Raw genomic sequence first — 22,629 nt, 5'->3', positions numbered from 1 at the left:
TAACCACAGGAGACATCCATGCTCAAGCTTGCAGCCATGGTCTACATTATCGCCGGCAGCATGCTGGCGGGCAGTTGTGTCATCGCCGCCCTGGTGCTGGGTCGCGTCGACGCGCTGTCGATCTCGCTGGCTGCGGCTCTGGGCGCGCTGCTGGCCCTGCCGGTGGCCTGGCTGATCGCCGCCAAGCTCAACAAGGCGATGCGCCCGGCCTGACCCGGCCCGGTGGCGGCAAGGCGGCAAGGCAGCAAGGCGATTGAGCCGGCCTCTGGGCAGCAAAAAACCCGGCAACCAGGCTGCCGGGTTTCCCAATGCCTGCCTTAAGCCGCCAGGCGGCTCAGACGAACTGCGACAGGCCAGGGATCGACGCGACGATCTCGTCGATCGAATCGCCGGCACCGTTTTCGCGCGCATAGCCGATGGTTTCCTTGGCAACCTGGGAGATTTCGCCCATGCCCAGCCCCATGCCCATCAGCTTCGAGCCCAGGCCCATGACGCCGCCCATCGACAGCATTCCGGCGGCCGGCGCCTTGGCCATCAGGTCGTCGGACCCAGGCACGGATGCCATCATTTCGGCAACCTTGTCGGCCGGGCCTTCCGACTGCAGAAAGGCCAGAATGGAGCCGATTGCCTTTTCGGCCGTATCGGCATCGATGCCGACATTGGCGACGATGCGGGAGACGAGATCGTTCATGGGGGAATACTCCGGAGTGGTATGACGTTAACGTAAGCGTAAACGGCGATTATGGGCTTTGCAAGCGCTCACCAGCCGTTTTTCGGGGTGCCGCCGCAAAAAATGCGGGCGCGGGTCCGCCGAAAAAGGCTAGCCGGATCCAAGTGTGTCAGAACATCGTGCCCCTCAGGAAAGCGATGGTGCGCTCCCAGGCCAGATCTGCCGCCGCCTTGTTGTAGCGCGCCGCCGAGGTGTCATTGTGGAAGGCGTGGTTGACCCGCGGATAGACATGGATGGCAAACACCTTGTCATGCGACAGCAGGGCATTGCGATAGTCCTTGATGCCGGAGTTTATCCGTTCATCCAGTCCGGCATAATGCAACAGCATCGCCGCCTTGATCGACGCAACATCCTTGGTGTCGGGCTGGCGGCCATAAAACACAATGCCGGTGCGAAGCTCCGGATCGGCAACCGCCAGCTCATTGACCAGGCCGCCGCCCCAGCAGAACCCGATCGCGCCGACCTTGTCGGTGACCCTGTGGTAGCCGGCGAGCCAGGCCCGCGCCGCTGCCGCATTTGCCGTGGTTTGGCTGGCATCGAGTTCGTTGAACATCGTGCGCGCGGTATCCTCATTGTCGGGTGTGCCGCCGAGCGGCGAGAGAAAATCCACCGCCAGCGCGGCAAAGCCCTCCAGCGCCATCCGCCGTGCGATGTCGCGGATGTGATCGTTAAGGCCGCGGTTTTCGTGAATCACCAGCATGCCGGGCACCGGTGCGGTGGCATCGGCGGGCATGGCGAGATACCCCTGCAGCCTCCCGGTGGCCCCGGCAAATGTCACCTCGTGGGTCTCGATCCGCCGGTCATCGGCAGCCACGATCGCCGCCCGGGCGCTGTTGGCCGCCAGCAGCGGTGCGATCGCGGCCGCTGCTGCGCCCGAACCCGCAAGTTTGGTCAGCCGGTTCATGAAGCCGCGCCGGTCAAGCGTCAGGTGCGTGTAGTCGTCATAAGCCTGGATCATGGCTTGGGTAACGGTCGGTTTGTCTGCCATGCTCAATCTCCTGATCGCAAACACAAGCTGTACATCTGTTTGTAGTTGAGTAGCCGGGAAAGTTCAAAGGATCATGAACAACTCATGGCCTGTTCGGACCGGCGGTGAAGGCCCGCCGCGTCCGACCCCCTTGAGCATCAGCGCTGCCCGGTTGGCGCAAGCCCAGGCCTGTGGCCGCGGGCCGACAGCCGATTGATTTCCAGTGCCTGTTGTGGGCAGCTTGGTGATCGGAGCAATCCTGCTTTGCAAGCAACACCCGTAGGGAGATTTGCCGTGGCCACCCAGATGCCTGCACCCGATCCGGAAGCTGATCCGCGCGTCAAGGCGGTGTTTGATGACATCCGCTTGACCCGCAAAACCGATTTCATCAACAACATGTGGCGCTGGCTGGCCTTTGATCCGGCGCTGCTCGAACGGACCTGGCGGGAAGTCAAGGAAGTGGTCGGCAAGCCCTCCTTGATCGATCCGCTGACCAAGGAGATGATCTATATTGCCGTCTCGGTCGCCAACAATTGCAGCTATTGCGTCCATTCCCACACCGCCGCCGCCCGTGCCAGGGGCATGACCGGGGAGCAATATGGCGAGTTGCTGGCGATCATCGGCCTGGCCGGCAAGACCAATCAACTCGCCACGGCGCTTCAGATCCCTGTCGATGAGGTGTTTGACGCCGCGCAATCGGGCCAGCCCGGCCGATGATCCGGCTTTACGACCGTGCCGGCCGCGCCCTCGAGGTTCCGCCCGGCGCCGCCGCGCCGCTGCCGGACGCCGCCTGCTGGATCGATCTGGTCCACCCGGAGACGCAGGAGGAAGCCCGGGTCGAAAATCTCATCGGCATCGAGGTGCCGAGCCGCGACGAGCTGCGCGACATCGAGCCGTCGAGCCGGCTCTACATCGAGAACGGCGCGGCCTATCTCACCGCCAGCGTGGTCTGGAAATCCGAGACCGATTTCGCCGAAATCGCCGACATCGGCTTTGTGCTGACCGGCGAAAGACTGGTCACCATCCGCTACGCCGAGCCCAGGGCGTTTGTTGTCTTCGCCTCAAACGCGGCGCGCGAATTCTCCGGGCTTGACGGCCGCGACGTGCTGACACGGCTGATCGAGGCGATGATTGATCGCTGCGCCGAGGTGCTGGAGAGCCGGTCGCGCCGTATTGATGCCGTTTCGACGGAGGTGTTTTCACGCGGCACGGTGGAAAGCCCCGAGGCCGTGACCCGCGATCTCGAAGCCACACTTGGCGTCATCGCCAGCCACCAGCGCACCATCGCCAAGGTGCGTGAAAGCCTGATGTCGCTGGCCCGGGTGTGTGGCTTTCTGCAGACCTTGCCGGAGATTGCCGGCGACAAGGCGCTCAAACAGCGCTGCCGCTCAATGGCCGTCGACATCCAGTCGCTGTCAGAACATGCCGATTTCATCTCGGAAAACATCGTCTTCCTGCTAGACGCCTCGCTGGGACTGATCTCGGTGCAGCAAAACCAGGTGATGAAGGTGGTCTCAGTGGTCGCCGTCGTCTTCCTGCCGCCGACATTTATCGGCACCGTCTACGGCATGAACTTTCAGGACATGCCTGAATTGGCCTTGCCCTGGGCCTATCCGATCGCGCTTGCGGTGATGGCCGCTTCGGCTGTCGGCCCTTATCTCTGGTTCAAGATGAAGGGGTGGTTGTAGCGAGCCGGGACGCCACGCTAACTGCAGTTTCTCAGCCACGCGGCGAAGATGTCGATATCCGGATTGGATTCGCCGCGCACGCCGTAGGCGAGGAAATAGCCGTAGTCGGAAAGTTCGATCGGGCTCAGCCGGCACAACGCGCCCGTGGCGAGTTCAGCCGTCACCAGCGCATCGTTCAGCGCCACGCCCTGTCCATCGATCACTGCCTGAACCCGCACATTCGGATCGGGAATGATGAGCCTGTCGGTGCGCTTCCTGAAAGAGAGGCCGGCCACAGTAAACCAGCCAGGCCATGCCTGACTGTCGTCGCGGTCGTGCAGCAGCGTAAAACTTTCAAATGCCGCTTCGAAACCCTGATCTTCAACCGCCTCGAGCGCCGAACGGTTGCCGCTCGGCCAGGCCGGGCAGGCGAACAACGGCTCGATCACCACATCCTTCCAGGCTCCATCGCCCCAGCGGATGGCCAGGTCGACGCCTTCACCGCGCAAATCGGCAAGATCGATCATCGGCTGGATGCGCAGCCGGATGTCGGGGTGGAGTTGCATGAACTGCATCAGCCGCGGCGACAGCCAGCGCGAGGCAAAATAGGTGGTCACACCGATGGTCAGCGCCCTTGTCTGCCGGCGGCGCAGATCGTCGATTTGCTGCTCGACGGTCTCGAACGCCGACTGGCTGACGGCCAGCAGTTCGTGACCCCGCTGGGTCAGGACAATGCCGCGCGGCAGCCGCCGGAAGACCGCAAATCCGAGTTCGCTCTCCAATTGCCGCATCTGGTGGCTGATCGCGCCCTTGGTCAGGTGCAGCTCATCGGCCGCCGAGGCGAAACTGCCGTGCCGGGCGACGAGGTTGAATGTCCGCAAAGTGTCATAATTTCGAAACCGCATGAGAATGCGTATAATAATATTAGACCCCGAGTGCAAAAGATTTCGATTTTCAACGCATGATTCCGCATGGATGCTGCCAATCAGTCCGATGAACCTGGATCGGCGGTTAAAAGGGGTAGCTATCTTGGACGCACAAATCATCGAGATGGACAGCCATCCGGCCCCTGCCAAACGACGCGGCCGGGCGCAGCGCGCCACCGACCGCGCCAACATCATCCCGCTAAGGTTTGATACCAGAGCTGTTCCCGCCTATCACCTGCTGGGCGAGGCGGCGCTTGTCGCGCTGGAAGACCAGGCTGACTGGATTCTCGAGCATATCGGCATCGAATGTCGCGGCGATGATGTCGCGCTGGATCTGTTTGCGCAGGCCGGCGCCAGGGTTCAGGGCCAGCGGGTGCGGTTCGAGCGCGGTCTGGCGCGCCAGCTTTGCGCCACAGCGCCCGAACACTTTGCGCTGCATGCCCGTGATCCGCACAACACGGTCACGCTGGGTGGCGATCACATTGTCCTGATGCCGGGCTATGGCTCCCCCTTTGTCAGCGATCTCGATCATGGACGCCGCTACGCGACGCTTGCGGATTTCGAGAATTTTGTGAAGCTCGCCTACATGTCGCCGCACCTGCACCATTCCGGCGGCACGGTCTGCGAACCCACCGACGTTCCGGTCAACAAGCGCCATCTCGATATGGTTCATGCTCATCTCAGGCTGTCGAGCAAACCCTTCATGGGCGGGGTCACATCGCCGCAACGCGCCCGCGATTGCATCGACATGGCCCGCATCGTGTTTGGCTCAGACTTCGTTGCCAACAATGCGGTGATGCAGGGCAACATCAACGTCAATTCGCCGCTGGTGTTCGATGACACCATGTCGGGCGCCTTGCGGGTCTATGCCGAAGCCAACCAGTGCGTCTGTGTCTCGCCGGCGATTTTCGGTGGCGCCATGGGTCCGGTCACGCCCGCCGCGATGGCGGCCCAGACGCTGGCCGAAGCCATGGCCGGCATTGCCTTGACGCAACTGGTGCGTCAAGGCTGCCCTGTCGTGTTCGGCTCGTTCCACTCAACCATGAACCTGCGCACCGGGGCGCTCACCTTTGGCATGCCCGAAGCCAATCTGGTGACCATGGCGCTGTCGCAACTGGGCCGCCGTCTCGGCGTTCCGGTCCGCTCCGGCGGCGGCCAGATTACCGCCTCAAATGCGCCCGATGGTCAGGCGATGCAGGACAGTGCCAACGCCATGTGGGCGACGATGCTGTCGGGCTGCCACCAGGTCTGGCACGCCGCCGGCTGGCTCGAGGGCGGGCTGACCATGTCCTACGAGAAATTCATTCTGGATCTCGACAATTGCGGCGCATTCCTGCGGCTGTTCCAGAGCATGGTCGTCAATGAGGAAACCCTGTCGCGCGATTCCTATCTGGAAGCCGGGCCGGGGCAGAATTTTCTCTCCACCGCCCACACCATGCGCCATTTCGCGGCGGCAAATTACGAATCGCTTCTGCCCGATGCCGGCCCCTATGAGACCTGGAAGGACAATGGCAGCCAGACCGCCGCGCAGCGCGCCAATGGCCGCTGGAAGGACATGCTGGCTGGCTATGTGCAGCCACCGATGGAGCAGGCGACGCAGCAAGCGCTGGCCGAATTCGTGGCGCACCGCAAGGCCTCGATGCCTGACGAATGGTACTGAACATTTTGGAGAGATAATCATGGCCGCTGAACTCAGCCGAACATCCGCGCTTGCATCACGCCACACAGCACTCGGCTCCGGTCTGGAAGACTGGAATGGCATGGGAACCGCCTGGAGCTACACCACCAATCCCGAGGACGAGCACGATGCGGTGCGCGAATCCGCGGGAATGTTCGACATGTCGCCGTTGAAGAAGATCCATCTGCGTGGCGACGACGCCCTCGCTGTCCTGGATCATCTGACCACCCGCAACATCGGCAGGATCTGCGAGGGGCAGGCGGCCTATCTCTCGGTGCTGACCGATCAAGGCACGATGGCCGACGACGCCATCGTCTACAATCTCGGCGGTGACGGCTGGTTGATCGTTCACGGGACCGGTGACACCATGGCGCTGCTGCAGGCCTCCGCTGCCGGCAGATCGGTTGAGATTGGCTTCACCGATGATCTGCACGATGTGTCGGTTCAGGGGCCGGAATCGCTCGCAATTCTCAACGCCCATTGCAATGTTGACCTGGCGCCGCTCGCCTATTTCCATCATGTCGCCGCGACCCTGTTCGGCCATCCCTGCCGCATTTCGCGCACCGGCTATTCCGGTGAGCGCGGCTACGAGATCTTTGCCGATGCCGCGGTGGTCGGCGACATCTGGGACCGGCTGGCGGCAGCCGGTGTGATGCCATGCTCGTTTGCGGCGCTGGACAAGCTGCGCATCGATGCGGGCCTGCTGTTTTATGGCTACGACATGACAACCGAGCATACGCCGTTTGAAGTCGGGCTCGGTTTCACCGTCGCCGGTTCGAAAACCGGTTATCGCGGCCATCAGGCGTTGATGCAGGCGAAAGGCAGGGAGAAGATCAGCAATGTCTGCCTTGTCATCGATCACCCGGGCATGGTTGCCGGCGGAGAGCAGCTTTTCCACGGCGGCAAGCCTGCCGGCGTTGTCAACAGTCCGTGTTTTTCCCATCGCCTCGACAGCTCGCTCGCGCTCGCCCATGTCAGCCGCGATGCCGCCGCCCTCGGCACGCGGCTTGAGCTTTCCGGCGACCGCATCACGACCACCGCAACTGTGGCGCCGATGCCGATCCATGATCCGGGCAAGACCAGAACGCATCAGGCCTGATCTGCCGCGCCGATGGCCTGGCCTGCGCCGAACGCAGGTCGGGCTTTGCCCGCTTGCCGGGAGGCCGCCAGCGCGCTATCCCGGAGTGGATTGCCGTTGCGGCTGAATGAGTGTTTCCCGCAAGGTTCCGCGACGCTTGCTTGAGGCCTCCCCATGCCCCCATGCCCCTGCGGCTCCACTGCTGATCTCGCCCTGTGCTGCGGCCGCTACCACGCTGGCGCTCCGGCGCCGAGCGCCGAAAAACTGATGCGCTCGCGCTATGCGGCCTATGCGACCGGCAAGCTCGACTACATCGAGGCCACATGCGCCGGACCGGCAGCGCTCGCGTTTGATCGCGCCGAGGCCGGTATCTTGCAGATCGGCACAGAGTGGCTCGGGCTCGAGATCGTCGCCACAAAAAGGGGCAGGGAAGGGGACAGCGAGGGCACGGTAAGCTTCATTGCCCGCTACCGCCAGCAGGGAACGGCGGCAGCGCTCAGCGAAACCTCGCTGTTTCGCAAGATCGAAGGCCGCTGGGTCTATTGGGACCGTGACCCGGTGGTCGCCGGCCCTGTGCACGGCGCGGGGCCGGGCCGGATTGGCCGCAATGATCCGTGTCCCTGCGGATCGGGCAGAAAGCACAAAAGGTGCTGCGGCTGATGCGGAACAAGGCCGGTTTCCCAGCAAAAATGCGGCATCCGGGGCCGTCAACGCTCGGTTAACCATGTTCAGCGAAAATCCGGCAACGTCATCGTTATGAGTTGAGTTGCCATGGTTTCGCGTCTTGCCTTCGTTTGCGTCTTGTCGTGCCTGGCCATGGCCGGCTGTGCGTCAAAGCCTCCTTCCAGCCTGAAAACGGCGAAAACCGCCTATGTGCCGGTTGTCGAAAGGCAGTCGCTTGTTGGCCGCGATCAGGCGGATGAGCCCGATGGCACGCCGCCGTTTTCCAGCTTCGGCACTGCGCCGGGCCGGCCCGGTTTCGGGTCGCTGGCCGGGAGGACGCTGCGGGTTGCCTCCCTGTCGGAGATAAAGCTGCACGACAAGGAGGTGGTCCTGACCTTCGACGACGGGCCCATGCCTGGCAAGACAGACCGCGTGCTCGAGATCCTCGACCGGTTTGGCGTCAAGGCAACCTTTCTGATGGTTGGCCAGATGGCAAGCAGCTACCCGGCCGTCGCCGCAAGGGTTGTCGATCATGGCCATTCCATCGGCGGTCACACCTACAACCATGCCAATCTGGCAAGTGTCGGCAATTCCCGCGCGCTCAGTGACATTGCCACCGGAAATGCGGCGGTTGCCAGGGCGACCGGTGTCGAAGTCGGCTTCTTCCGGTTCCCCTATCTGGCCGACACCGGCACATTGCGGAACGCCGTCGCCGATCGCGGCCAGGTCATTCTCGATGTCGATATCGACACCAAGGACTATTTCAAATCCAGTCCGGAGACCATTGCAGCGCGGACCATGGCGCGGGTCCGCGCACGCGGCAAGGGCATTATCCTGATGCACGATATTCATGCCCGCACCGCCGCAATGCTTCCCTCGCTGCTCTCGCAGCTCAAGGCCGGCGGCTACAAGGTTGTGGCTCTGCAGTATCGCCGCTCGCGGATGCCCGGCGCGCTGGTGTCTGCCGGAGTTGACGCGACCACAACGCGTCAGATGTAGCGCCATGGCAATGGCGGCAACGGTTCAGGTTTCCCGTCCGGAAACGATTGATTGCCTTGAGGCGCCGACGGCTGCAAAGGCCAAGTGTCGCCTCACTTCGCCGCCTCGGCACCGCCATGCATGTCCGGCGCGTATCTGGCGTGAAACCGGCCATAGCCCTTCTCGGTCACCCTCAGGTGCTGCGCCGTCAGCTTGTGCAGATCCGGCAGCCGGTGAAACGGCACCGCCGGATAGCTGTGATGCTCGGCATGATAGGGCATATTCCAGGCCAGCCGCCGCACCGCCGCAGTGGTAAAAGTGGTGCGGGAATTCTCCAGCATGTTGGCGACATGGGCGCAGCGGCCATGCTCGGCCAGCAGGTAGAGCCTGAGGAACGGCTGGCCGAGCAGCATCGGCAGCAGCCAGACGAAGACCAGCACCGGGCTCGCAAACGCGATACTGCCCGCCAGCAGCAGACTGTAGACGGCCAGCATTGTGCGCGCCTCGTTTCGCACCGCCTGCCGCTTCCCCACCGGCACGAAATCGTCGGCGCAGCGTCCGGCGGCATTGCGGACAAGTGTGCGGACATGGCTGATCCACACCGGAATGCCCGAAACGTAGCGGATATAGTCAGCCCAGCCCTCGGGCTTCGGTTCGGCCAGTTCCGGATCCTTGCCCGGAATTTGGGTATGGCGGTGATGGGCGAAATGGAAATAGCGAAACCAGCGCGGCGGCAGCAGGATGACAAGCCCGCTGACATGCGCGGCCGCGGTGTTGAGCCAGCGCGAGCGGAACGGGGTTTCGTGGCTGGCCTCGTGCAGCAGCGTGAACAGAAACACCAGCACTATGCCTTGTGGCAGCATCAGCAGCGGCCACAGCGGCACCCGCGCCACAATCAGCGCAGCGATCAGGCCGATGAGGCCCAGATGCAACGCCAGCTGCATCAGCCCGCGCCCATCGGATTTGCGGGTCAGCTCACGGCGTTGTGCGGCAGTCAGGCTGGCGAGAAACTCTCTGTGATCCATCGATCGTCCCCGTGGTGAAGCCTGACTGTAGCCAAAGCTGATGCCTGGTGAAAGCCGCAGCTTGTTGTGCCAGCCACCCTGTTTGCTGGGGTCAACCACCGGAATGAACCGGGAACGCTGGTCTTTCGCCCGCGAATCACTACATTCAGCCGCTATGAGCTCAGCAGATGATGACATTCCGTTTTTCGGTGACGACGATCCAGCGCCGCGCGCACAGCCGGCAGCCGGCGGCGGCTCGATTGCCGCGCGCGCCATGGCCGCGCGCAATGCCTCGCGGCCGACGCCGAATTATCTTTCCGGCCTCAATCCCGAACAGGCCGATGCGGTCGAATCCATCGAGGGCCCGGTGCTGGTGCTGGCAGGCGCGGGCACCGGCAAGACGAGGGTTCTGACCACCCGCATTGCCCATATTCTCAATCTCGGGCTCGCCTATCCCTCGCAGATCCTCTCCGTCACCTTCACCAACAAGGCGGCGCGCGAAATGAAGGAGCGCATTGGCGTGCTCGTCGGCGGCGCGGTCGAGGGCATGCCCTGGCTCGGCACCTTCCACTCGATCGGTGTCAAGCTGCTGCGCCGCCATGCCGAGCTGGCCAACCTGCGCTCCGATTTCACCATTCTGGACACCGATGATGTGGTCCGGCTGTGCAAGCAACTGATTCAGGCCGAAGGCATCGACGACAAGCGCTGGCCGGCACGGCAATTCGCCCAGATGATCGACGGCTGGAAGAACAAGGGGCTCGGGCCGGCGGAAATCCCCGAAGGCGACAGTCGCGGCTTTGCCAATGGCAAGGGCAGGGCGCTTTACACCGCCTATCAGGCGCGGCTGCAAACCCTGAACGCGGTGGATTTCGGCGATCTGTTGTGCCAGCCGATCCGGCTGTTTCGCGCCAATCCCGATGTGCTGAAGGAATATCAGCAGAAATTCCGCTTCATTCTGGTGGACGAGTATCAGGACACCAACACCGCGCAATATATGTGGCTCAGATTGCTGGCACAGCGCCCTGCACCCGAGCGCCCCAACATCTGTTGCGTCGGTGATGACGACCAGTCAATCTATGGCTGGCGCGGCGCCGAGGTGGAAAACATCCTGCGCTTCGACAAGGATTTTCCCGGCGCCAAGGTGATCCGGCTCGAGCGCAATTACCGCTCCACCGAACACATTCTGGGCGCCGCCGGTCACCTGATCTCGCACAATGAGGGCCGGCTCGGCAAGACCCTGTTCACCGAGCAATCCAACCCCGAGCATGAGCGTGTGCACGTCCACGCCGCCTGGGATTCGGAGGAAGAAGCCCGCGCCATCGGCGAGGAAATCGAGCAGGCGCAGAACAAGGGCCGGGCGCTTAACAATATGGCGATCCTGGTTCGCGCCTCGTTCCAGATGCGCGAGTTCGAGGAACGCTTCGTCACGCTTGGTCTCAATTACCGGGTGATCGGCGGCCCGCGCTTCTATGAGCGCCAGGAAATCCGCGACGCCATGGCGTTTTTCCGCGTCGTCAGCCAGCCCGCTGACGATCTTGCTTTCGAGCGCATCGTCAATGTGCCCAAACGCGGCCTGGGCGAGGCGGCGGTGCGCCAGATCCACGATGCGGCCCGCGCCCGCGGCATCCCGATGCTGGCTGCCGCCCGCGATCTGATCCTCACTGACGAGCTCAAGCCCCGGCCGCGCAAGTCCCTGACCGACGTGGTCGAGATGTTCACCCGCTGGCAGACCCTGATGGAAACCGCGCCCGGGCACGAACTGGCCGAAACCATTCTGGAGGAATCCGGCTACACCGAGATGTGGCAGAACGACCGCGCCGCCGATGCGCCGACCCGGCTCGAAAACCTCAAGGAGCTGGTCGAGACCATCTCCGGCTTTGAATCGCTGCGCGCCTTTCTCGAACACGTGGCGCTGGTCATGGACACCGACAACAATCCCGATCTCGACGCCGTCTCGATCATGACGCTGCATTCGGCCAAGGGGCTGGAATTCGAAACCGTGTTCCTGCCGGGCTGGGAGGAAGGCCTGTTCCCGCACCAGCGCGCGCTCGACGAGGGCGGCCGCTCGGGGCTGGAGGAAGAGCGCCGTCTCGCCTATGTCGGCCTCACGCGGGCAAAGCTCTTTTGCCACATCTGGTTCGTCTCCAACCGCCGCATCCACGGTCTGTGGCAATCGACGCTGCCCTCGCGCTTCCTCGATGAACTGCCCGAAGCCCATGTCGAGGTGGCGGAAATGGATACCGGCTATGGCGGTTACGGCCGCGGCGGAAGCTTTGGCGGACAGTCCGGCGGCCCCTATGGCGCCTCGCGCTTTGACCGGGCCGAGCCGTTTTCGGGCACGTACAACACGCCGGGCTGGAAACGGGCGCAGGCCAACAAGACCGATGCCGCGCGCGACAATTGGGGCACCCGTTCGGGCCATGCGGTCGAGCGCATCGCCTACGGTGAATCCGGCCCGCGCGGCTCCACCATCGAGGGCGAACTGGTGGCCAAATCCACCGGCACAACTTCGGCCTATTCGGTCGGCGACCGGGTTTTCCATATGAAATTCGGCAACGGCAACATCGCCGTCATCGACGGCAACAAGCTGACCATCGATTTCGACAAGGCCGGCCAGAAACGGGTGCTGGACGGGTTTGTCAGCCGGGTTGGAACGTAGCGGCGCGACTGAAAACCGGCGTTCCGGGCCGACGGCGAGCGCGCTTTCCGGCTGCGGATCACGCCGGCTGGCCCGCCATGCCCCCCGCTCTCCCTTGGCACACCATTAACCAGACCTCTCAACGGTTCTGAAACGAAACCGTGCAAGCCTTCGGTGTCTGGTCAATGAGTGGCCGGACCCGAACCATGAGAGTTCGGACATGTGCACATGCTGGAAAGGGACCTCCATGATGAAGGTACTCTGCACACGCGCTGCCAAATGCGAAGCTGGCGCGACCGCGATTGAATACAGCCTGACTGCTGCTCTTGTGTCCATGGCGCTCTACGCCGGCGCCGACAGGCTGGGTCATACACTCGCCGAGCAGTTCCAATCACTGTCAAGAACGATTCCCGCTGACGGCCCGCGGAGCCAATTTCTCCGCACAACAGCCGAAGCCCGCCCCGGCTCGGTCATTGCCGCGGCCGCGCAGGAGCCGTAACGGAAGAGCCGTCCGCTTCCCCGATCGCCGCATTCAAACCCATCCATGTGAACAGGATCGCAATCAGGCAATCCTCCTTCCGCGGATGGCGCGCACTCCGGGGCGGCCGCAATCCATGGTGGCGGAAGACGTTTTTCTCCCCCTCAGTGATTTTATCCACAACCAGTTTCCAGGATGCGCGGCATTTTAGCGATTGTTTTCAGGCGGTGTTAGGACGCGGCATCTATTCACCGGACCTCGTATTACAAAAAATATTTTCGGTGGGGCCAGAATTCATGAGCATTGAAAATCTGTTCCAGATCAGCGAGATGCGCCAGGTATACAGACTTGCGGCCATCATCACCGCCTTTACCGTGTGTGTCCCGGTGTTATCGATTGGCTCTGTGATCTGGAGCCTTGGCGGGACAGGCATCGCTCTATATCTGGTCTGGCTTGGTCCGGCGCTGCTGATTCCGCTGCTGATCACGCCCCCGCTGAGCATCGCCGTGCTCAATATGTTTCGCATGCAGACCCTGACCATCGACAAGGTCGACGAGTACATCAGATACGACACGCTCACCGGCGTGTTGACCCGAACCTATCTGCTGGGAAAGACCAAGGAGGTTGTGCCGCAAACCGGCGTGTTTCTGATGATCGATGCCGATCATTTCAAGGCAATCAACGACACCCATGGCCATGATATCGGGGATGAGGCGCTCAAGCGGCTGGCCGAGCTGTTGCGCAAGGCGCTGCCGACAGACGCTCTGATCGGCCGTCTGGGCGGCGAGGAGTTCGGTATTTTCCTGCCCGGCGCCGATGAGTCGGCAATTGCCGAAATTTCAGACCGGCTGTGCCTGCTGATGCGCACCGAAGGCCGGTTCGTCTCCGGTCGCAGGATCGATCTGACCGTCAGCATCGGCGGCGCCCGGCATCATCCCGGCCAGTCGCTGGAAAAGACCATGAAGCTTGCCGATACAGCGCTTTACCAGGCCAAACGCACGGGCCGCGACCGCTATTGCGTCGCCGGCGCGCCTGCAGGCGTCGTGCCGGCACCGCCAAGGCCCGCCAGCCTCGCCAGCTAGATGGGCGTTTTCAGCCGGCCACCATCATCCACACCCCATGTCCGAGCATTCCGGCCATCAGCACGAGTTGCCCCAGGAACGACAGGGTAAAGCCACCGCCGCGTTGCCAGCCCGGCGCATCTTCCTGGATAAAATGCCAGGCGTGCAGGCCGCGCCCAACGGTGAAGATCAGACCAAGCCCGTGCACAGCGATCGCAGGTATTCCCATCAGCACGGCGATGATCAGCAGAACGAAGAACATCGGCATGTTCTCGATTGCATTGGCATGACCGCGAATGATGCGCACCAGATGCTTGACCCCGCCATCGCCGATCGAGACCTTGTGTTTGGCGCGCAACCGGCCCGTCTCGATCGCGATCCAGAACAGGATGACCATGTTCAAAGCTGCGTAAATACCTGCGGCGGAAAGGGCCGGTGTCAAACTCTGCATCTGTCAGTCTCCGTGAAGTAAGCTGCCGCGGCACGGAAGCTCGTTACCGTTGTCAAGGCGATGCCGCATATTGGGCCAAATGTAAACCGCTGCCGGACACGCGATATACTTCTTTGTCGGCTGGCGAAAGCTCGACTGTCCTGGGTTGCTGCGCAACACACGGCGCTCTCTTGCCGCCCGGCGCGCCGATCGCGCGGGACTTTACCGGTGCGCTTCCTCGCTGGCCGCAACCAGCCGGCGGTTGAAATGGCCCAGCGCCTCGACTTGTTCGGCCCAGCCGACGATGCGCTTGTCCTCGCCATCGGCAATCACCGGCATGCGCATGTGTCCACTGGCATCAAAGAGGCGCAGCGCGATTTCAAGCGTGTCGGTCGCCTTGAGTGCCTGGACCTTGCTGTCGGGATCGTAATACTCGATCTCCGCATCATCCTCGGGCAGCGTCATGAAATCCATAACCCTGGCATTGCGCAGCACGGTTCGATGCGGGCCGCCCTTGATGAACAATCCGCGCATTTCCAGCTGCCACTGGAAATAGGAATGGCCATGCAGTGCCAGGTTGATGCCGTGGGCAATGGCAACAGTCAGCAGCAGCGCGATCGACAGCGCATAGCCGCCCGTCAGTTCGAACACGATCACCGTGGTCGAGATCGGGGCGCCGAGCACCGCGCCGGCCACCGCCCCCATCCCCAGGATCGAATACAGAGCCTGGCTCGATGCGAGGTCGGGAAACACCGATGCCGCGATGATGCCGAAAGCCCCGCCGGTCATGGCGCCAAGGTAGAGCGAGGGCGAAAACACCCCGCCGCCGAACCGCGAAGCCAGCGTGATGGCGGTGGCCAGCGTTTTCATCACGATCAGGATGAGCATCAGCCAGAGCGAGAGTTGCCCCCACAGCGCCAGGTCGGTGGCCTCGTAGCCGACGCCCAGAATGTGCGGGAAAGGCACCGCCATCAACCCGACGATCAGGCCGCCACAGATCGGCAGTGCCCAGATCGGGATTGGCGAGCGTCGCGCCAGGTAGTCGGCGGAAAACAGTGCAAACTGGAAGGCCATTGCCACCATGGCACAGACCACGCCCAACAGGGCAAAGGCGGGAAACTCCCAGTAGGATGTGATCTGGTAGGACGGCACGATAAACGCCGCCGTATCCCCGAACCACAGCCGCGATGTGACCGCGCCGGCTGCCGAGGAGATCACCACCGGCACGAAGGAACGCGAGGCGTAATGGCCCAGGATCACTTCATGGGCGAACAGCACGCCGGCAATGGGCGCATTGAAGCTGGCCGAAATGGCCGATGCGACGCCGGCCGCCAGCAGGGTGCGGCGGGCGTGGTCGGGCAAATGCAGCCGGTCGCCGACAGCACTTGCCAGCGTTGCGCCAAGATGGACCACCGGCCCCTCGCGGCCGGCACTGCCGCCCGCTCCCAGAGAAAACGCCGTTGTCACGGCACTGAGAAGGCCCTCCCGCAGACTGAGGCGGCGCCCGGCCAGGGTGCGCGCCTCGATCACGTCAGCAACCCCGCTGGTCCGGCGCGAGGAGATGAAGCGGCTGACGACGATACCGACGACGATGCCGCCCAGCGTCGGCCCGGCGACGATCATGTACCAGGGCGTGTGTTGCGCCACCGTCAGCACCTGTTCGCTGGTGTTGCCAAGCCAGTAGAGCTGCACAAATCCGATCAACTGCCGGAACCCGATCGCAGCCCAGGCCACACCAAGCCCGATCAGCAGTGACAGCAGCCAGATTTCTGGCTGCCGGTGTTCGATAAAGGCCCGAATGTTGGGCATCACCCATTTTCGAATACGTTCGGGCATCGAGTGAAGCAGGTCAAAGCCCATCAATCAGCCTGCCCTGTGAGTTTGCTTGCGGACAATCCCTATGGATCGCCCCGCCCGTTCGGGTCGCGCCAGGTGGCGATGGGCTGCGGCCATGCTGGTCACATTGGCCAGCACATCGTCAGGCATCGGGGCGGCCCGGGGACCGGTCATGTCGACATGCAGGATCAGGGTTTCCGACGTCGCCGACAGCCAGCCGTCGACATGCCGGAGCTCCTGAAACAGGTGAACCCGTTTGCTGTCGAAGTCGACAAGCTGCACGCTCGCCGCCACCACAGCATCGGGCTTCAATTCCCTGAGGTAGCAGATATGGGCCTCGGCGGTAAAAAAGCTCATCTTGCGCGCCGTCACATATTCAGGCCCGCAGCCGATCAGGCCGAAGGCGTGGTCGACAGCCTGGTCGAACAGGACATTGTAATAAGCCATGTTCAGATGGCCGTTGTGATCGAGCCACGACGGGTCCAGACCGCGCGCGGGCGCGATGACTGGAGCATCAAACAACATGGCTTCTCCTCACGATTGTTCATCTGCGCCCGGGTTTGTTTGTCCGCGGCGTCGTCGCGCACTGGACAAGAGCGTTTCAGTTTGCACATTACCTCATCATGCCGAAGCAGCAAGTATGTGGCGCCATCAGTGGACCCACAGTTGCCAGGAGATGATCAAATGGGACTCAGCGACATCGAATCCGGCCAACGCAACGACGCGGGCATCGCAGCGGTGATAGGTGTCCTGCGTCAGCGATTTGGCGATCAGGTCCAGACCGGCGAGGCGCTCCGCGCCCAGCATGCCCATACCACCACCTATATTCCCGGCCAGTTGCCCGATGCGGTGGTGTTCCCGGCTTCCGCCGACGACGTCAAGCTGATCGTGCGCGCCTGCGTCGATCATCGTGTGCCGGTGATTCCGTTCGGCACGGGAACGTCGCTGGAGGGCCAGGTCAATGCTCCCCATGGCGGCATATCCATCGACACGTCGCGGATGGACAGGGTGCTCGAAGTCAATGCGGAAGACCTCGACTGTACCGTCGAGCCAGGCGTGACGCGCGAACAGCTCAACACCCATCTGCGCGACACCGGGCTGTTTTTTCCCATCGATCCCGGCGCCAACGCTTCGATTGGCGGCATGACCGCAACACGTGCCTCGGGCACCAATGCGGTCCGCTACGGCACCATGCGGGAAAACGTCATTGCGGTCACCGCCGTGACCGCGTCGGGCGACGAGATCCGCACCGCCCGCCGCGCCCGCAAATCCTCCGCCGGCTATGATCTGACGCGGCTGTTCGTCGGATCGGAGGGAACGCTCGGCGTGCTCACCTCGGTGACGCTGCGTCTGCAGGGCATCCCGCAGGCGATTTCTGGCGGTGTCTGCCCGTTCCCCAGCGTCGAGGCCGCCTGCGACGCGGTCGTCATGACCATTCAGATGGGCATCCCGGTGGCGCGGATCGAGCTTCTCGATGCGCTTCAGATGAAGGCCTGCAACGCCTATTCCAAACTGTCCAATCCCGAAACGCCGGCCTTGTTTCTGGAGTTTCACGGCACCGAAGCCGGCGTCGCCGAGCAGGCGGCGATGTTTGGCGACATTGCCGCCGAATGCGGTGGCAGCGACTTCCTCTGGACGACAGATCCGGAACGGCGGACCGAATTGTGGAAAGCCCGCCACAATGCCTACTGGGCAGCGCTGCAGCTCAGGCCCGGCGCGCAAGGGATCTCCACCGATGTTTGCGTGCCGATCTCCAGGCTTGCCGAATGTGTGGTTCAAACCCAGCAGGACATCGCAACCGCCGGTCTGATCGCGCCGATTGTCGGGCATGCCGGGGATGGAAATTTTCATGTACTGGTGCTGATGGACACCAAAGTGCCGGCGGAAGTGGCGGCGGCGGAAGCCTTTGTCGGCCGTCTCAATGCCCGCGCGCTGGCGATGGATGGAACTTGCACCGGCGAACATGGTATAGGGCAGGGCAAGCGACCCTATTTGTCGCTGGAAATGGGCGAGGGCGTGTCGGTGATGCGGCAGATCAAACAGGCGCTCGATCCTTTGAACCTGATGAATCCGGGCAAGATTTTTTCATTCGATCACTGAGACCAACAAAAGCGGGCATGCTGACCGCAAGAGAGGATTGAACGCTGGTCCGTCTATTTGTCGCCATTGGGGGTTTGCTGGTGCTGGCGCTGTTTGCGGCGCTGCTCGCTCCGTTGTTCATCGACTGGAGCAGCTACCGCACTGCGTTTGAGACCGAAGCCAGCCGCATCATCGGCCAGCCGGTCAAGGTGCGCGGCGAGGCGGATGCGCGGCTGCTGCCATTCCCGTCACTGACCTTTTCCGATGTCACCGTCGGCGAGGACGACCAGCCGGCGATGACCATCGCCAGATTTTCGATGGATGCGGAACTGGCGCCGTTCCTCAGCGGCGAAGTCCTGATCTATGACATGCGCATGGAATCGCCGAAGGCGATCGTGCGGATTCTCGAAGACGGCACCCTGGATTGGGCGCTCAAGCGCAAGCCGACGCCGCCCGGCGATCTGGTGGTATTGGAACGGGTGACCATCGAGGATGCCGACATCACGATCCTCGACGAGCAGAACGGCCGCACTCACCGCATCCGCGACATAAATGCGGTTGTGTCGGCAAAGTCCCTCTCCGGTCCATGGCTGATAGAAGCCGGTGGTGAAATCGAAGGGCAGCGGGGCGCGGTGTCGATTTCCACCGGCATTGCCCAGGCCAATGGCTCCATTCGCCTGCGGGCCCGGATAGTCCCGGATGCCTGGCCGGTTCTGCTCGAAACCGAGGGCGACGCCCGCATTGAAGACAGTACACCGGTCTATGACGGGCTGTTTACCTTCACCGCTCTGTCTGGTTCCGCTGATGACAAGGCTGCACCGGAAAAGCCGCTGGTCGTCGCCAAGGGCGATTTCGCCGCAACCAATGAGCGCCTGGCGATCAAGGAATGGCGCGCGGAGGTCGGGCTTGCCGACGATCCCTATGTCATGACCGGCCAGGCCACGATCGACACCGGCCCCGATCCGGACTTCCTGCTCATTGCCGACGGCCAGCAAATCGACATGGCCCGGCTTTCCGGCGAAAATCCCGAAGCCGACAGGCCGCGGGAGGTGGCGTCCCTGGGCGAACGGCTTGCCATTTTCAACCGGCTGATTGACCGCTTGCCGCCGCCGCCGTTGCCGGGTCGGGTGTCGTTCAACCTGCCGGCCATCGTAGCCGGCGACACGACCTTGCGGGAGATCACGCTCGACGCCCGGCCCGAGGGCGACGCCTGGCTGATCGACCGCTTCTCGGCCAATCTGCCCGGCCGCACCACGGTGGAGGCGCGAGGCCGCCTGGTCTCCGGCCCGGACGCCGGCTTTAACGGCGCCCTGACCGTGGCCTCAACCCAGCCGTCGGGTCTGGCCAACTGGCTGGTCGGCGATGTCGATCCGGTGATCCGGCGTCTTGGCGCGGCGGGCTTTTCCGCGCAGGTCAGCCTGTCATCCCAGTTGCAGCGTTTTGAAGCGCTCGAGGTCGCGGTCGGAGCTGCCATTCTCAAAGGCCGGCTGGAACGGGAAACGCCGGCCCAGGGCACGCCGTCGCTGTCGCTCGAATTGTCCGGTGACACGTTCGATGTCGATGCAATGCGTGCGCTGACGCTGCTTGCGGCAGGCGAAGACGGCAAGGGCCAGTCTCTTGACCAGTACAATCTCGCCGCCCGCATCACAGCCGACACGTTCACGCTTGGTGACTACCGTCTCAACGGCTTTGACTCCTCAATGCTGTGGCGCAACCGACAACTGACCATCGAGCGCATGGAGTTTGCGGATTTTGGCGGCGCCTCAGGCGCCTTCTCCGGCGTTCTCGAAGGTTCGTTCGCCGCACCCAGCGGCACGGTCACCGGCGAGTTTGCCGCCGCCCAGGCCGCCGGTCTGTTCGCGCTTGCCGACCGGATCAGCAACGGCCATCAACTGGTCCGCCGTCTGGCCGCCAACAGTTCGGCATTCGATGATCTTTCCGGCCGTGTCGATCTGAAGCTCGATCCGGCAAGCGGCCCAGACCTGAGCGTGACCGGCTCGGCCGGCGGTGGCGCCTATACGGTCCGGGCGGTTGGAACCGGGCTTACCCCCGGTGGCGATGGTCCCCGCACCCTCAAGGTGACAGCGAGCAATCCGCAAGCCTACCGGCTTGTCGAGCAGGCCGGATTTGCGGTGCTGCCACTGGAAGGTGAAGGGCCGGCAGCCCTGACGCTCCAGGCCTCCGGCGGAGCCAACAGTGGTGATCTGGACATTGACGCCAGCTTTACAGCACCGGGAACCGAATTCACGTTGAACGGCAATGGCCGCATACCGTCGAATGATCCGATCACCGGCCTGTTCGATCTGGCAATCAGCACTGGCGACATCGAGCCTTTGCTTCTTACCTTCAACCGCTCCGTGCCGCAGGCAGGCACCGGGCTTGCGTTTTCGATGACGGCAAGTCTGGGTATGAATGACGAGCAGCTGCTGCTTTCCGATATCGCCGGCAGAGCGGCCGGAAATGCCTTCTCGGGCGAACTGGAATTTGACCGGACAGCTTCAAACCTGACCGGTCAGGGCAGTTTGAAGGTCGAAGAGGCAGATCTCGGCTGGCTTGGCGAACTGGCGCTCGGACCGCAATTGCCGGGAAGTGCCGGGGCCAGCTGGAGCGATGCACCATTTCTGCCGCCGTCACAGACACAGCCGGAAATGAAGATCGCGCTTGAGGCGGACCGGATCGATCTCGGGCGGGCCGGGACTGCGAGGAATTTTTCCGCCGGCCTGTCGATGGCAACCGGAACGCTGGCTTTGGAAAACGCCGGGGCGGACTGGTACGGCGGCCGTCTCGGCGGCAGCCTGTCGCTGTCCAATGCGGAAGGGGCGGTGTTCCTGTCCGGACGCGTCGTCGCAGCGGATGCAGACCTTTCAACCCTGGAACAGGCTGTGGGGGGGACCTCGGCGCTGGCCGGCAAGGCGGGCGCAAGAGCAAGTCTCGAGGGCACGGGAAATTCGATGCGCGAGCTTGTCGCCTCGCTCGCCGGCGGGGGGGAACTCACCGCCGGGAACCTGACCATCTCCGGATTGGACCCCGGTGCCTTTGACCGGATCCTCGGCGCCGCCGACCGTGAGGACTTCACGATCGAACCCGGTCCGGTTGCAGACCTAGTCGCCGGCTTCATGACCGGTGGCGAACTCAAAGCCGAGAGTCTGACGCTGCCGTTCACGCTGACCGGCGGGGTCATGCGCTTTTCCAGCGCCGAAATCGTCGATCAGGATACCAGACTGTCGGGCGATGCCCGCGTCGATCTGGTCGGCCTGCGTCTGGAGGCAAACTGGCAGATGAGCTTCGAGCCTGGTGTCGAGGCCATTGCCGGAGGCGATCCGTCGGTGGTTTTCAGTCTTGGCGGGCTGCTGGTCGATCCCGGTGTGTCGATCGACGCCGGACAACTGACCAATTATCTTTCGATGCGGGCTTTCGAGCGCGAACGCCGCAAGGTGGAACTGCTGCAGGCCGGCGTGATCGAGAAGCAAAGGCTTCGCCGCGAGATCGCCTTGCTCAAGGAACGGGCCGAGCAGCGCGAAGCTGCGGCCCGCGCCCGTGCGGAAGCCGAAGAGGCGGCAAGGGTGGCGGCTGAGGAAGCTGCACGTCTGGCGGCGGAGGAGCAACAGCGCCGGGAGGAGGAGCAAGCCCAACGCGCCCGCGATCAACAGGCGGCCGACCAGGCCGCTGCACAACGCGCGGCCGAGGAAGCTGCCCGGCAGAAGGCATTGCAGGCCCCCGACGGCCCCATCGCCCCCGAGGCCCCCATCGCCCCCGGCGTCATTGAGCGCCGTCCGCTGTCTGCGCCGTCCGCCGATCCGCCATCAGCCATCGAGGACAGGTCTTTGCCTCGCGCCATCCCGGACTTGAATTTTGAAGATCTGCCCGGCGTCAACGATCCGATCCGCAGCCTGATCGCGCCGGGCGGCTGAAAGCCGGGACCGTGTGCGCGGTGTTGAAGCAATGGTTGGGGGGCGGCAACAGAAATCAGCCTATTGATCACGTGTCGGCAGCGCCTGTTTGCCCAGCGCCCAGTCAAGCACGGCAAGCCGGATGGCCGATGACAGATTGACCGGCACCGCGTGCGCGCTGTCGATCTCGGCAATCAGCGCCGCGACCGCGATGCCGCGCTCGCCGGCCATCTGCCGCAAGGCGTCCATGAAGGCGTCTTCCAACGTGATGCTGGTACGATGGCCGCGAATGCTGACCGAATGCTTGCGGATCTGACCGCGGCTCACGCCTTACCGCTCGGTTTCATCGGTTTCGCGGCGGGACGCCGCGTGCTCGCGTGCGGCTTTGTCATTGCGGGCGCGGGCAAGGGTGCGCTCCGCCTTGGAGCGGCCATGCTCGAAGCGGTTGCGTTCCGCCTCCGCCGCCTTGTCGGCGCGGTCGCGACGCTTGCGCGCCATACGCAGATTGACGACGTCACCGCTCATC

General features: G+C 63.3%; 21 protein-coding genes. 12 read left to right on the top strand and 9 right to left on the bottom strand.

Annotation, left to right across the window (positions count from 1 at the left end; genetic code table 11):
* Nucleotides 1-18: 18 nt before the first annotated feature.
* Nucleotides 19-213 carry a hypothetical protein gene (locus PZ897_RS09845; protein WP_275752089.1) on the top strand — a complete coding sequence of 65 codons (195 nt, stop codon included), beginning with the start codon at nt 19-21 and terminating at the stop codon, nt 211-213.
* 121 nt (nt 214-334) lie between these two features.
* Here the strand turns inward: PZ897_RS09845 and PZ897_RS09840 are convergent, their stop codons facing one another.
* Nucleotides 335-691: a DUF2780 domain-containing protein gene (locus PZ897_RS09840; protein WP_275752087.1), complete on the bottom strand. Its 357-nt coding sequence runs from the start codon at nt 689-691 to the stop codon at nt 335-337.
* A 148-nt stretch (nt 692-839) separates the two neighbouring features.
* The gene (locus PZ897_RS09835) at nt 840-1,718 is read right to left on the bottom strand and encodes a dienelactone hydrolase family protein (protein ID WP_275752086.1); all 879 of its coding nucleotides are present in this window, start codon (nt 1,716-1,718) and stop codon (nt 840-842) included.
* Nucleotides 1,719-2,003: 285 nt separating this feature from the next.
* Between PZ897_RS09835 and PZ897_RS09830 the strand changes: the two genes are divergently transcribed.
* Together PZ897_RS09830 and PZ897_RS09825 are read left to right on the top strand one after the other, a co-directional pair.
* Nucleotides 2,004-2,414 carry a carboxymuconolactone decarboxylase family protein gene (locus tag PZ897_RS09830; RefSeq protein ID WP_275752233.1) on the top strand — a complete coding sequence of 137 codons (411 nt, stop codon included), beginning with the start codon at nt 2,004-2,006 and terminating at the stop codon, nt 2,412-2,414.
* Entirely contained in the window at nt 2,411-3,385 is a 975-nt protein-coding gene (locus tag PZ897_RS09825; RefSeq protein WP_275752085.1) for a magnesium transporter CorA family protein, read from the top strand. Before PZ897_RS09830 ends, PZ897_RS09825 begins: the two co-directional genes overlap by 4 nt.
* A 17-nt stretch (nt 3,386-3,402) precedes the next feature.
* Here PZ897_RS09825 and PZ897_RS09820 read toward each other — a convergent pair whose 3' ends face one another.
* A complete protein-coding gene (locus PZ897_RS09820; protein WP_275752083.1) occupies nt 3,403-4,269 on the bottom strand; it encodes a LysR substrate-binding domain-containing protein in 867 nt (288 codons plus the stop codon).
* 124 nt (nt 4,270-4,393) lie between these two features.
* On the opposite strand from PZ897_RS09820, the gene PZ897_RS09815 reads away from it, so the two are divergent.
* From PZ897_RS09815 to PZ897_RS09800, 4 genes are all read left to right on the top strand, one after another.
* A complete protein-coding gene (locus PZ897_RS09815; RefSeq protein ID WP_275752082.1) occupies nt 4,394-5,950 on the top strand; it encodes a trimethylamine methyltransferase family protein in 1,557 nt (518 codons plus the stop codon).
* Between the two features lie 19 nt (nt 5,951-5,969).
* Nucleotides 5,970-7,067, top strand: coding sequence for an aminomethyltransferase family protein (locus PZ897_RS09810; protein ID WP_275752080.1), 1,098 nt, complete (start codon nt 5,970-5,972; stop codon nt 7,065-7,067).
* A 153-nt stretch (nt 7,068-7,220) separates the two neighbouring features.
* Nucleotides 7,221-7,706 carry a YchJ family protein gene (locus PZ897_RS09805; protein ID WP_275752079.1) on the top strand — a complete coding sequence of 162 codons (486 nt, stop codon included), beginning with the start codon at nt 7,221-7,223 and terminating at the stop codon, nt 7,704-7,706.
* 111 nt (nt 7,707-7,817) lie between these two features.
* Nucleotides 7,818-8,708 carry a polysaccharide deacetylase family protein gene (locus tag PZ897_RS09800; protein WP_275752078.1) on the top strand — a complete coding sequence of 297 codons (891 nt, stop codon included), beginning with the start codon at nt 7,818-7,820 and terminating at the stop codon, nt 8,706-8,708.
* A 92-nt stretch (nt 8,709-8,800) separates the two neighbouring features.
* Here the strand turns inward: PZ897_RS09800 and PZ897_RS09795 are convergent, their stop codons facing one another.
* Complete coding sequence (locus PZ897_RS09795) at nt 8,801-9,712, bottom strand: fatty acid desaturase family protein (protein WP_275752077.1); 912 nt, start codon at nt 9,710-9,712, stop codon at nt 8,801-8,803.
* A gap of 154 nt (nt 9,713-9,866) precedes the next feature.
* Here PZ897_RS09795 and PZ897_RS09790 point away from each other — a divergent pair, with 154 nt between their 5' ends.
* From PZ897_RS09790 to PZ897_RS09780, 3 genes are all read left to right on the top strand, one after another.
* Nucleotides 9,867-12,350 (top strand): UvrD-helicase domain-containing protein, encoded by a 2,484-nt coding sequence (locus tag PZ897_RS09790; RefSeq protein ID WP_275752076.1) that lies wholly within the window; start codon nt 9,867-9,869, stop codon nt 12,348-12,350.
* Nucleotides 12,351-12,576: 226 nt separating this feature from the next.
* Nucleotides 12,577-12,828: a Flp family type IVb pilin gene (locus tag PZ897_RS20300; protein WP_343217452.1), complete on the top strand. Its 252-nt coding sequence runs from the start codon at nt 12,577-12,579 to the stop codon at nt 12,826-12,828.
* Nucleotides 12,829-13,103: 275 nt separating this feature from the next.
* Nucleotides 13,104-13,889, top strand: a complete 786-nt coding sequence (locus PZ897_RS09780; protein ID WP_275752074.1) for a GGDEF domain-containing protein — start codon at nt 13,104-13,106, stop codon at nt 13,887-13,889.
* Between the two features lie 10 nt (nt 13,890-13,899).
* On the opposite strand, the gene PZ897_RS09775 is transcribed toward PZ897_RS09780, so the two are convergent.
* The 3 genes from PZ897_RS09775 to PZ897_RS09765 form a co-directional block, all read right to left on the bottom strand.
* Nucleotides 13,900-14,319 (bottom strand): MAPEG family protein, encoded by a 420-nt coding sequence (locus tag PZ897_RS09775; RefSeq protein ID WP_275752072.1) that lies wholly within the window; start codon nt 14,317-14,319, stop codon nt 13,900-13,902.
* A 201-nt stretch (nt 14,320-14,520) separates the two neighbouring features.
* On the bottom strand, nt 14,521-16,158 hold the full coding sequence (locus PZ897_RS09770; RefSeq protein WP_275752070.1) for a chloride channel protein: 1,638 nt from the start codon (nt 16,156-16,158) through the stop codon (nt 14,521-14,523).
* Nucleotides 16,159-16,161: 3 nt separating this feature from the next.
* A complete protein-coding gene (locus PZ897_RS09765) occupies nt 16,162-16,659 on the bottom strand; it encodes a thioesterase family protein (RefSeq protein WP_275752068.1) in 498 nt (165 codons plus the stop codon).
* 159 nt (nt 16,660-16,818) lie between these two features.
* Between PZ897_RS09765 and PZ897_RS09760 the strand changes: the two genes are divergently transcribed.
* The gene (locus PZ897_RS09760) at nt 16,819-18,234 is read left to right on the top strand and encodes an FAD-linked oxidase C-terminal domain-containing protein (RefSeq protein ID WP_275752066.1); all 1,416 of its coding nucleotides are present in this window, start codon (nt 16,819-16,821) and stop codon (nt 18,232-18,234) included.
* Between the two features lie 44 nt (nt 18,235-18,278).
* On the top strand, nt 18,279-22,124 hold the full coding sequence (locus PZ897_RS09755; RefSeq protein ID WP_343217454.1) for an AsmA-like C-terminal region-containing protein: 3,846 nt from the start codon (nt 18,279-18,281) through the stop codon (nt 22,122-22,124).
* Nucleotides 22,125-22,184: 60 nt separating this feature from the next.
* Here the strand turns inward: PZ897_RS09755 and PZ897_RS09750 are convergent, their stop codons facing one another.
* Together PZ897_RS09750 and PZ897_RS09745 are read right to left on the bottom strand one after the other, a co-directional pair.
* The gene (locus PZ897_RS09750) at nt 22,185-22,430 is read right to left on the bottom strand and encodes a ribbon-helix-helix domain-containing protein (protein ID WP_275752065.1); all 246 of its coding nucleotides are present in this window, start codon (nt 22,428-22,430) and stop codon (nt 22,185-22,187) included.
* A 3-nt stretch (nt 22,431-22,433) separates the two neighbouring features.
* Complete coding sequence (locus PZ897_RS09745) at nt 22,434-22,628, bottom strand: DUF4169 family protein (RefSeq protein ID WP_275752064.1); 195 nt, start codon at nt 22,626-22,628, stop codon at nt 22,434-22,436.
* Nucleotide 22,629: the final 1 nt, after the last annotated feature.

Origin of the sequence: Hoeflea sp. YIM 152468 (assembly GCF_029210485.1) — a bacterium.
Classification (GTDB): Bacteria; Pseudomonadota; Alphaproteobacteria; order Rhizobiales; family Rhizobiaceae; genus Hoeflea.
The sequence above is the reverse complement of the archived record's forward strand: the minus strand, read 5'-3'. Positions and strand labels throughout refer to the sequence as shown.